The organism is Rhodococcus sp. R1101, assembly GCF_000278445.1.
GTDB classification, from domain to species: domain Bacteria; phylum Actinomycetota; class Actinomycetes; order Mycobacteriales; family Mycobacteriaceae; genus Rhodococcus; species Rhodococcus gordoniae.
In genome coordinates this window covers 1-9378 of the sequence record NZ_AJVB01000117.1, presented here as the reverse complement: position 1 = coordinate 9378, position 9378 = coordinate 1, and the positions used below count along the sequence as shown (strand labels likewise).

The 9378-nt window shown below is 67.6% G+C and carries 9 protein-coding genes; 4 read left to right on the top strand and 5 right to left on the bottom strand.

All coding sequences use genetic code 11. From position 1 onward, the window contains the following. The coding region (locus R1101_RS0110180; protein WP_016933329.1) for a zinc-dependent alcohol dehydrogenase at positions 1–1147 on the bottom strand (1147 nt) is incomplete at its 3' end. Between the two features lie 227 nt (positions 1148–1374). On the opposite strand from R1101_RS0110180, the gene R1101_RS0110175 reads away from it, so the two are divergent. Continuing rightward, the gene (locus R1101_RS0110175; RefSeq protein ID WP_026003109.1) at positions 1375–1620 is read left to right on the top strand and encodes a DUF6480 family protein; all 246 of its coding nucleotides are present in this window, start codon (positions 1375–1377) and stop codon (positions 1618–1620) included. Between the two features lie 30 nt (positions 1621–1650). On the opposite strand, the gene R1101_RS0110170 is transcribed toward R1101_RS0110175, so the two are convergent. The 4 genes from R1101_RS0110170 to R1101_RS0110155 form a co-directional block, all read right to left on the bottom strand. After that, positions 1651–2103, bottom strand: a complete 453-nt coding sequence (locus R1101_RS0110170) for a response regulator (RefSeq protein ID WP_026003108.1) — start codon at positions 2101–2103, stop codon at positions 1651–1653. 10 nt (positions 2104–2113) lie between these two features. Further along, a complete protein-coding gene (locus tag R1101_RS0110165; protein WP_016933326.1) occupies positions 2114–3751 on the bottom strand; it encodes a sensor histidine kinase in 1638 nt (545 codons plus the stop codon). A 318-nt stretch (positions 3752–4069) separates the two neighbouring features. Next, the gene (locus tag R1101_RS0110160) at positions 4070–4840 is read right to left on the bottom strand and encodes a thioesterase family protein (protein ID WP_016933325.1); all 771 of its coding nucleotides are present in this window, start codon (positions 4838–4840) and stop codon (positions 4070–4072) included. Further along, positions 4837–5514 carry an SACE_7040 family transcriptional regulator gene (locus R1101_RS0110155; RefSeq protein ID WP_016933324.1) on the bottom strand — a complete coding sequence of 226 codons (678 nt, stop codon included), beginning with the start codon at positions 5512–5514 and terminating at the stop codon, positions 4837–4839. The genes R1101_RS0110160 and R1101_RS0110155 overlap by 4 nt, the downstream gene beginning before the upstream one ends. A gap of 89 nt (positions 5515–5603) precedes the next feature. Between R1101_RS0110155 and R1101_RS0110150 the strand changes: the two genes are divergently transcribed. From R1101_RS0110150 to R1101_RS29515, 3 genes are all read left to right on the top strand, one after another. Further along, positions 5604–7199: a carboxyl transferase domain-containing protein gene (locus R1101_RS0110150; RefSeq protein ID WP_016933323.1), complete on the top strand. Its 1596-nt coding sequence runs from the start codon at positions 5604–5606 to the stop codon at positions 7197–7199. Positions 7200–7207: 8 nt separating this feature from the next. Further along, entirely contained in the window at positions 7208–9214 is a 2007-nt protein-coding gene (locus R1101_RS0110145; protein WP_026003106.1) for an acetyl/propionyl/methylcrotonyl-CoA carboxylase subunit alpha, read from the top strand. Next, a partial coding sequence (locus R1101_RS29515) for an acyl-CoA dehydrogenase family protein (protein WP_198420256.1) occupies positions 9211–9378 on the top strand: 168 nt, incomplete at its 3' end. The genes R1101_RS0110145 and R1101_RS29515, both read left to right, overlap by 4 nt.

Sequence of the window (9378 nt, the reverse complement as noted above, 5' to 3'; positions counted from 1 at the left end):
GCTTCTTCTGGAAGATCTCATACGCGCGCGGTGCGTCGTCGAGCGGGAGGCGGTGGGTGGCGAAGTCGTCGACTCCCAGCGGATCCTCGTCGGTCAGCAGCGGCAGGATCTCCGGGACCCAGTTCAACACGTTCGCCTGCCCCATACGGAGACGGATCTGCTTGTCGAACAGGGTGAGCATCGGCATCGGGTCCGCCGCCCCGCCGTACACGCCACTCAGCGAGATCGCGCCACCACGTCGCACGACGTCGATCGCGGTGTACAGCGCGTGGAGACGATCGAGGCCGGCCTTCTCCATGAACGGCCCGGCGATCGCCGACGGCAGGAGGCCCGCAGCGCTCTGGGCGAGCTTCGCAACGGGGGAGCCGTGCGCTTCCATGCCCACCGCGTCGATCACCGAATCGGTACCGCGCCCGTTCGTCATGTCGCGGATAATGTCGCCCGGGTTGTCGTCGACCTCGCGGAGATCGACGACCTCGATGCCGCGGGAAGCCGCGCGGGCGAGTCGTTCGGGAACGAGATCCACACCGATCACCCGGGCGCCCTTGTGTGCGGCGATGCGGGCGGCCATCTCCCCGATGGGGCCGAGGCCGAGCACCGTCACGCTGCCCCCGTCGGGGATCTCCGCGTATTCGACGGCCTGCCATGCGGTGGGCAGCACGTCGGAGAGGTAGACGAAGCGATCGTCCGCCGGGCCCTCGGGGACCTTGATGTGAGTGGCATCGGCGTGAGGTACCCGCAGGTACTCGGCCTGCCCGCCCGGCACGCTGCCGTAGAGCTTCGAGTAGCCGAACAGGGCGGCGCCCGTACCCTCCTCCCGGACCTGAGTGGTCTCGCACTGCGAATGCAGTCCGTGGGAACACATGAAGCACTGACCGCAGCACACCTGGAAGGGGATCACCACCCGGTCGCCGGGCTTCAGCTTCGTGACTCCGGAACCCACCTCCTCGACGATGCCCATCGGCTCATGGCCGAGGATGTCGCCGGGAGTCATGAAGGCTCCCAACACCTCGTACAGGTGCAGGTCGGAGCCGCAGATGTTCGTGGTGGTGACGCGGATGACGGCGTCACCGGCCTCCTGGATCGTCGGGTCGGGCACCGTGTCGACGCTTACGTTGCGGCGGCCCTGCCATGTCACTGCCTTCATGTCGCTCCTCGCCTCCTCGGGTGAAGGAATGTCGGGCCGTGCCCGGCATGTGTCTCCCGATGCCTACCCGGACTCGGAGCGGGCAAACGCTGCCCGCGAGCGGGGCCCTGCCGCGCCGCACATGTTTGCGCGTGCCGGAGGAGAGGTATGTCGCCACAGAACCGAATCACCGCGACACATGTCTGTGGCCGCTCTTGCGGGAGCGCAGCCGCACAGAAGGAGGTCAGGTGACCACTTCGGACCCCGAACACCACGGAAGCCAGGATCCCGAACCTTCGCGTACCCCGGATCTCGAGCCCGGTGGCGGCGTGGCGCCCGGATCGACGCCCCCGGACTCGGGGACGACGTCCGGGCTGTCCGCTCCGGAACCGGACACGAGAAATCGATTCCCCCTCAGCGGGTGGCTCACGCTTCTCGCCGTCGCGGTGATCGTGATCATCTTCGTCGCCGCGATCTTCGGCATCCTCGCCTGACGGTTCGCTCGGCGAGCGCCCGGGACGATCTCAGGGACGTCCGCGGCGCGGTAACCGCACGACCTGCACGAAGAACTCGTCGATCTGCTTCACGGCACCGATGAACTGGTCGAGATCGACCGGCTTGGTGACGTAGGCGTTGGCGTGCAGCTTGTAGCTGCGCAGGATGTCCTCCTCGGCCGAGGAGGTCGTGAGTACCACGATGGGGATGTCGGACAGTTCGGGATCGGACTTGATCTTCGTCAGGACCTGCCGGCCGTCGTATTTCGGCAGGTTGAGGTCGAGCAGGATCAGGTCCGGGCGCGGAGCGTTCTCGTGGGCGCCCCGTCGGTACAGAAAGTCGAGGGCTTCCTCCCCATCGTGGACGACGTGGAGGGCATTGCCGATCTTGTTGTCCTCGAATGCTTCGCGGGTCATGAGCTCGTCGCCCGGATCGTCCTCGACCAGCAGGACGTCCACCGGACGGGCAGCGGGATAGGTCACGTAGTGCTCCTCAGGCGGTGGTCCCGTGCTTCTGCTCGCCGGGTGGTGGTGCGGTTCCGAGGGTGAAGCAGATTCGAGTGCCCTCGGGGTGAGTATCGCTGTACTCGGTGTCGATCCAGATTCTTCCCGCGTGATACTCGACGATTTTCTTGCACAATGCCAATCCGATACCGGTGCCCTGATAGTCCTCGCGGGGATGGAGGCGCTGGAAGATCACGAACACCTTCTCGGCGTATTCGCTGTCGATCCCGAGGCCGTTGTCGATTACGCAGAACTGCCACTGCGAGCTCGACTCGTCCTCGACCTTCTCGCACTCGATCCGGATGACGGGAGTGCGATCGGGATGCCGGAACTTGATCGCATTGCCGAGCAGGTTCTGCCACAACATCGTCAGCAGTGTCGGGTCGCCCGTCAGTTCGGGTAGCGAGTCGGGTCGTTCGATCCGAGCCTGCGACTCCTCGATCGACGCCGAGAGATTGAACAACGCCTTGTCGAGCGGTCGCCCGAGGTCCACCCGGACATAGGCATCGTGCACGCGCCCGACCCGCGAGAAAGCGAGCAGGTCGCTGATCAGGACCTGCATGCGCTTCGCGCCGTCCACGGCGTATTCGACGTACTGCCGCCCACGATCGTCGAGGACGTCTCCGTAGCGCTTCTCGAGGAGCTGGCAGAAGGACGCGACCTTCCGGAGCGGCTCCTGCAGGTCGTGCGATGCGACATAGGCGAACTGCTCGAGTTCGGCGTTGGAACGTCGTAGTTCCTCGGCCTGGGCGTCGAGATCCTCCGCTTGTCTGGCCAACAGGCTCTGTTGCTTGCGGGAATCCGACAGCGCATCGGCGATACGACCGCGCATCGTCTCGACGTCGAGGGCCAGTGCCCGGATGTCCTTCGGCCCCTGCGGATAGATGTGCTGGTAGAAGTTCTCCTCCAGCGCGACCCGGCGACTGGCGTTGCGGAGTTTGCTGAGCGGCACGGCGACGAGATTGTGGACGAGGGCCACCATCGCGAGGCCGGTGAGGATGAACGTGATCACCATGGCGATCAGGACCGAGTTGCGGATCGTCCGGGACTGCACGAGATCGTCGAGGTTCTCCTCGAGCACACGGGAGAGCGCACTGTTCTCCTGGACGAACATCGACCGGATCTCACCGAAGGTCAGCCGGTCCTCCTCGGCCAGGTTCGCATCGACGGGGCGCGGCTGCCCGGGCACGACGGTGGCGATGATCGGCTCTGCGTATTGCGTCTGCCACTGCCGGGCGGTGGCGTCGATGGAGTCGATGTCGGCGAGGAGCTCGGGATGGTCGGCGAGGAGTTCACGGAGGTGATCGAGGGCGACCTGCTGATCGGCTCGGCCGGCGCGATACGGCCCGAGGAAGATCGGGTCGGTCGTGAGCGCATACCCGCGGACTGCGGTCTGCTGATCGAGCAGTGAGCTCTGCAACCGGTAGGCCTCCGTCATCGCGGGCTGGATCCGCCCGGTCACCTCGTCGGTGATCTGCACGGTGCGCTGGATGAAGATTCCGCCCACGATCGAGCCGAGGACGGCGAAGACCGCGAGGACCGCGAACGCGACCTGGAACCAGCTCTGCACGACCAGCCGCGACGAGAATCGCTCGATACGCGGTTCGGGAACCGAAGGATCCCTCATCGCTGCACCGTCGCTCCGACCTCGGCGGAACGCACGATACCGATCACATCCACCCCAGCTTCCCGGTCCGTGCCCGATTCACGCCGAAGGCGAGGACTCCCGACGGCGGTGCGGACCGGACCTTTCGGTCTGCGAACACACGTTTGGACGGGCTGCCTGCTGAACCCAGGAGCGAACTGTAACCCACCGGTGCGGCGCCCCCGGAGCCAGCCATGGGCTCGGAAAACTCCCGGGTGCCGGAACGGCTCCAGGGTCGGTCGGGTACCGGCAGCTCGCGTCCTCGGCCGAGACCTCGGGAGCCGAACTCGGCGCGGTCGATCAGATCGGTCGCACCGTGAGGATCTGGGACATCGTGCCGATGGGGCCGGTGGTGTCGTGCAGCACCGTGCTCGTCAGGCCGATGCCGTCGGTACCGAACGAGACCGACGTGTCGAAACCGACCCATTCCCCCCGAGGTTCGGTGAACAGGTGCACGGTGAGGTCGAGATTGGGGAAGGCGACCTTCCTCGGGTCGGCGCGCACCGCCATGCCGTTGGCGATGTCGAACAGACCGGCCGTGGCGGCGAGACCGCTGACCTTCTCGCCGTCCACGAGCGCGAGCGGCGTGCGCACCCAGAAGGAGGCCCGTCCGGGACCGGTCGAGGTGCGGCGCACCTCGACGGAGTCGATGAATCCTCCCGGCCACAGGGTCGTCGGATCCCAGGGTTCGCTGTCCTCGGGCGAGGGGATCGACTGCAGAGCGGTGCCGGCGATCTCCGCGGTGGGCCGGGTCTGCATCAGCCACGCCCGGGCGCGCACGATCGCGCGCCCGTCGTGGGCCAGGGTGGCCTCGACGAGTTCGATGGTGCGACCGGGACGCAGGACCTCGACGGTCGTGACGACGGGACCGACCGGCACGGTGCCGAGGATGTCGTACGACAGGCGCCCGATCACCAGTCCGTCGTCGCGTCGGGTGTCGCGGTCGCATTCGATGACGTGGGCGATCAGACCGAGGGCGGGAGCGATGTGCTGTTCGGCCTCGTTCCACGCCCCGCCGACGTGCTCGGTGGCGCGGAAGGATGTCGGACCGAGTCGTTCGAAATAGCTCATGCGGTCTCCGTTCGGGCCGTGTCGGCCGGGGATGCTGTGTCTGCCAGGGATGCCGAAGGGGTCGCGGTGAGGGCCGACAGGGCCATGCGTCGCAACACCGCGCGGGTGCTCTCGGGGGAGCGCGGGTCGGCGCTGTGCGGTGTCGAGTTGATGAGCCCGAAGGTCGCGTGCGCCATCGTGCGTGCATCGGATTCGGGCAGTACCGGGTCGATGCGGCGCAGTACGCCGACCCAGATCTCGACGTAACGACGCTGGGTCACCCGCACCTCCCTCTGTGCCTCGTCGGGGAGGGACGCGAACTCGCGGTCCTGCACGCGGATGAGGTCGGGCTCCCCCAAGGCGAAGTCGAGATGGAAGTCGACCAGGCCCTCGAGGGCGTCGCGCGGTTCGGGATTCGTCTCGGCGACCTGCGTGCCACCTGCGAGCAGACGGCGGCTGATCTCGACGAGGATCTCGACGAGCAGGGCGTCCTTGTTGGGGAAGTGCCGGTACACGGCGGGTCCGCTGATACCCACGGCGGCACCGAGATCCTCGAGGCGGACCCCGGGGAATCCGCGTTCGGCGATCAGGTGCGCTGCGGCACGCAGGAGGTCGCGTCGGCGTTCCGCCTTGGCGAGGCTACGCCGCGTCGGGCGTCCCGAGGCGGTCGAGACGTCGATCGCGGACTGGGTCATGAAAATCTCCGCTCGGTGTGGTCTGGACAACTCGGTTAATCATAACTAACCTGGATTTCAGTTAATGACGATTATTCGATCTACCGAGGATGGTGTTCGTGACGACCGCTGAGACGGCCTCGACAACCAGCCGCGACCAGCACGAACAGCTGGTCGGAGAGCTCCGGGACAAGCTCGCTGCCGCGGCGCGGGGTGGTAGTGAGAAATCACGGGAACGGCACGTCGCACGGGGCAAACTGCTTCCCCGCGACCGCGTGGACGAACTCCTCGACACCGGCAGTCCGTTCCTCGAGCTGTCACCCCTCGCGGCGAACGGCATGTACGACGACGAGTGCCCCGGCGCCGGCATGATCGCCGGAGTCGGCCGCGTCGCCGGCCGTGAGTGCGTGATCGTCGCCAACGACGCCACCGTCAAGGGCGGCACCTACTACCCGATCACGGTCAAGAAGCACCTGCGGGCACAGGAAGTCGCACTGCAGAACAACCTGCCGTGCCTGTACCTCGTCGACTCGGGTGGCGCCTTCCTGCCGCGGCAGGACGAGGTCTTCCCCGACCGCGAGCACTTCGGCCGTATCTTCTACAACCAGGCCACCATGAGCGCCAAGGGAATTCCGCAGATCGCCGCGGTCCTGGGCTCGTGCACCGCCGGTGGCGCCTACGTCCCCGCGATGAGCGACGAGGCCGTCATCGTCCGCAACCAGGGCACCATCTTCCTCGGCGGCCCGCCGCTGGTGAAGGCCGCGACCGGCGAGGTCGTCACCGCGGAGGAGCTCGGCGGCGGCGACCTGCACTCGAAGATCTCGGGTGTCACCGACCACCTGGCCGAGGACGACCGCGACGCGCTGCGCATCGTGCGCGACATCGTCTCCACCTTCGGTCCGCGCACTCCGCGCCCGTGGGACGTCGAACCCACCACCGAGCCCGAGGCCGACCCCGCCGAGCTGTACGACGTGGTGCCCACCGACTCGCGCATCCCCTACGATGTGCACGAGGTCATCACCCGCGTGGTCGACGGCTCCTCCTTCCACGAGTTCAAGGCCGAGTACGGCAAGACCCTCGTCACAGGCTTCGCGCGTATCCACGGCCACCCGGTCGGCATCGTCGCGAACAACGGGGTGCTCTTCGGCGAATCCGCCGTCAAGGGCGCGCATTTCATCGAACTGTGCGACAAGCGTTCGATCCCGCTGGTGTTCCTGCAGAACATCTCCGGCTTCATGGTCGGCCGCGACTACGAGGCCGGTGGCATCGCCAAGCACGGCGCGAAGATGGTCACCGCGGTCGCGTGCGCGCGGGTGCCGAAGCTGACCGTCGTCATCGGCGGGTCGTACGGCGCGGGCAACTACTCGATGTGCGGGCGCGCGTATTCGCCCCGCTTCCTGTGGATGTGGCCCAACGCCCGCATCTCGGTCATGGGTGGTGATCAGGCTGCCTCGGTGCTGGCCACGGTGCGCTCCGATCAGCTCGACGCCTCGGGCAAGCCCTGGACGCCGGAGCAGGAGGAGGACTTCAAGGCTCCGATCCGTGAGCAGTACGAGGCGCAGGGCAACCCCTACTACTCGACCGCACGTCTGTGGGACGACGGCATCATCGATCCCGCAGACACCAGAAAAGTTCTCGGACTGGCACTGTCGGTGTGCGCCAACGCCCCGCTCGAGCCGGTCTCCTACGGCGTCTTCCGGATGTGAGTGCACCCATGACTGATACGACTCGGATCGACACGGTGTTGGTCGCCAACCGCGGTGAGATCGCGGTGCGCGTCATCCGCACCCTGAAGGCGATGGGCATCCGCTCGGTCGCCGTGTTCAGCGAGGCCGACCGCGACGCGCGGCACGTGCAGGAAGCGGACACCGCGGTGCTGCTCGGGCCGGCTGCGGCGCGCGAGAGCTATCTGGTGATCGACAAGGTGATCGACGCGGCCCTCGCGACCGGCGCGCAGGGCATCCATCCCGGTTACGGATTCCTGTCGGAGAACCCGGCTTTCGCCGCCGCGTGTGCCACCGCGGGCATCGCCTTCCTCGGCCCGTCCGCCCACGCCATCGAGACGATGGGCGACAAGATCACCGCCAAGGCGGCGGTGTCGGAGTTCGGCGTTCCCGTCGTCCCTGGCATCTCCCGTCCCGGCCTGACCGACGCCGAACTGATCGAGGGCGCCGACGAGGTGGGTTATCCCGTGCTCGTCAAGCCGTCGGCCGGTGGTGGCGGCAAGGGTATGCGGCTGGTGGAGGATCCGAAGGACCTGCCCGCCGCGCTCGAATCCGCCCGCCGCGAAGCTGCTTCGGCGTTCGGCGACGACACCCTCTTCCTCGAGCGGTTCGTGCAGCGTCCCCGACACATCGAGGTTCAGGTGCTCGCCGACGCGCACGGCAACGTCGTGCACCTCGGCGAGCGCGAGTGCAGCCTGCAGCGACGCCATCAGAAGGTCATCGAGGAGGCACCCTCTCCACTGCTCGACGAGGTCACCCGCGCCCGCATCGGTGAGGCCGCATGCAACACCGCGCGCAGTGTCGACTACACCGGCGCCGGCACCGTCGAGTTCATCGTCTCCGCCGACAAGCCGGACGAGTTCTTCTTCATGGAGATGAACACCCGGTTGCAGGTCGAGCATCCCGTCACCGAGATGGTCACCGGCCTCGACCTCGTCGAATGGCAGGTGCGCATCGCCGGGGGCGAGCCACTCGGCTTCACCCAGGACGACATCACCCTCACCGGTCACGCGATCGAGGCCCGCGTCTACGCCGAGGATCCCGCTCGCGGCTTCCTCCCGACCGGTGGTGAGGTCGCCGACGTCGTCGAGCCCAGCGGCCCCGGGGTACGCGTCGACTCCGGTATCCGGGCCGGCACCGTCGTGGGCAGCGACTACGACCCGATGCTCGCCAAGGTCATCGCCCACGCCGACAACCGCGCCGCAGCGCTGCGCCGTCTCGACCGGGCGCTCGCGCAGACCGCGGTGCTCGGCGTCGTCACCAACGTCGACTTCGCGCGATTCCTGCTCGCCGACGACGACGTGATCGCCGGCGCGCTCGACACCGGCCTGCTCGACCGTCGACTCGGCGACTACACCCCACCCACGACCGCCGATTCCACGCTCGTCGCCGCGGCGATCCTGCGGTGGCTCGACCGCTGGGCGGACGACACCACCGATCCGTGGGCGGTGCCCGACGGCTGGCGTGTCGGTGCCCACCGCCCCGTCACGTCGCGGCTCACCTCGGGCGACCGCACCGCGCACGTGCGCCTGACGGGAACCCCGGCCGCGGGCCTCGCCGAGGTCGAGGACGGTGAGACCTACCGCTTCAGCGCGGTGCTGCACGGCTCCGATCTGGCGGTGGTGCTCGACGGTCGTCGTCACAGCTACCGTGTCGGCGAATCCGACGGTGCGGTATGGCTTTCCGACGGCCACGGCAGCGTCGCCGTCCGTGAGGTGCGGGAGGCGTCGGTGCGCGGCGACGACGCGCACGCCGGTGATGCCGACATCACCAGTCCGATGCCCGGTGCCGTCATCGCGGTGTCCGTCTCGTCCGGCGACACCGTCACGGCCGGGCAGACGCTCGTCGTCGTCGAGGCCATGAAGATGGAACATTCGCTCACCGCTCCCGTCGACGGCACCGTCGAACTGTTCGCGACCGCCGGTGAGCAGGTCAAGGTCGATCAACTTCTCGCGCGGGTCACCCCGCACGCCGACACGGAGGAAGCACAGTCATGACGGAATACCTGGCCACGGGCCAACTTCCCGACGAGTACGAGCAGCTGCGCAAGACGGTCGCCGACTTCGCGCGCACCGTGGTCGCGCCGGTCGCCGCACAGCACGACGCCGAGCACTCGTTCCCCTACGAGGTCGTGCAGGGCATGGCCGAGATGGGTCTGTTC

Bases quoted from the DNA above. Each gene is read 5' to 3' on its own strand.
- R1101_RS0110165 (WP_016933326.1), bottom strand. From the start codon at position 3,751: ATGAGGGATCCTTCGGTTCCCGAACCGCGTATCGAGCGATTCTCGTCG.
- R1101_RS0110155 (WP_016933324.1), bottom strand. From the start codon at position 5,514: ATGACCCAGTCCGCGATCGACGTCTCGACCGCCTCGGGACGCCCGACG.
- R1101_RS0110150 (WP_016933323.1), top strand. From the start codon at position 5,604: ATGGTGTTCGTGACGACCGCTGAGACGGCCTCGACAACCAGCCGCGAC.
- R1101_RS0110160 (WP_016933325.1), bottom strand. From the start codon at position 4,840: ATGAGCTATTTCGAACGACTCGGTCCGACATCCTTCCGCGCCACCGAG.
- R1101_RS0110145 (WP_026003106.1), top strand. From the start codon at position 7,208: ATGACTGATACGACTCGGATCGACACGGTGTTGGTCGCCAACCGCGGT.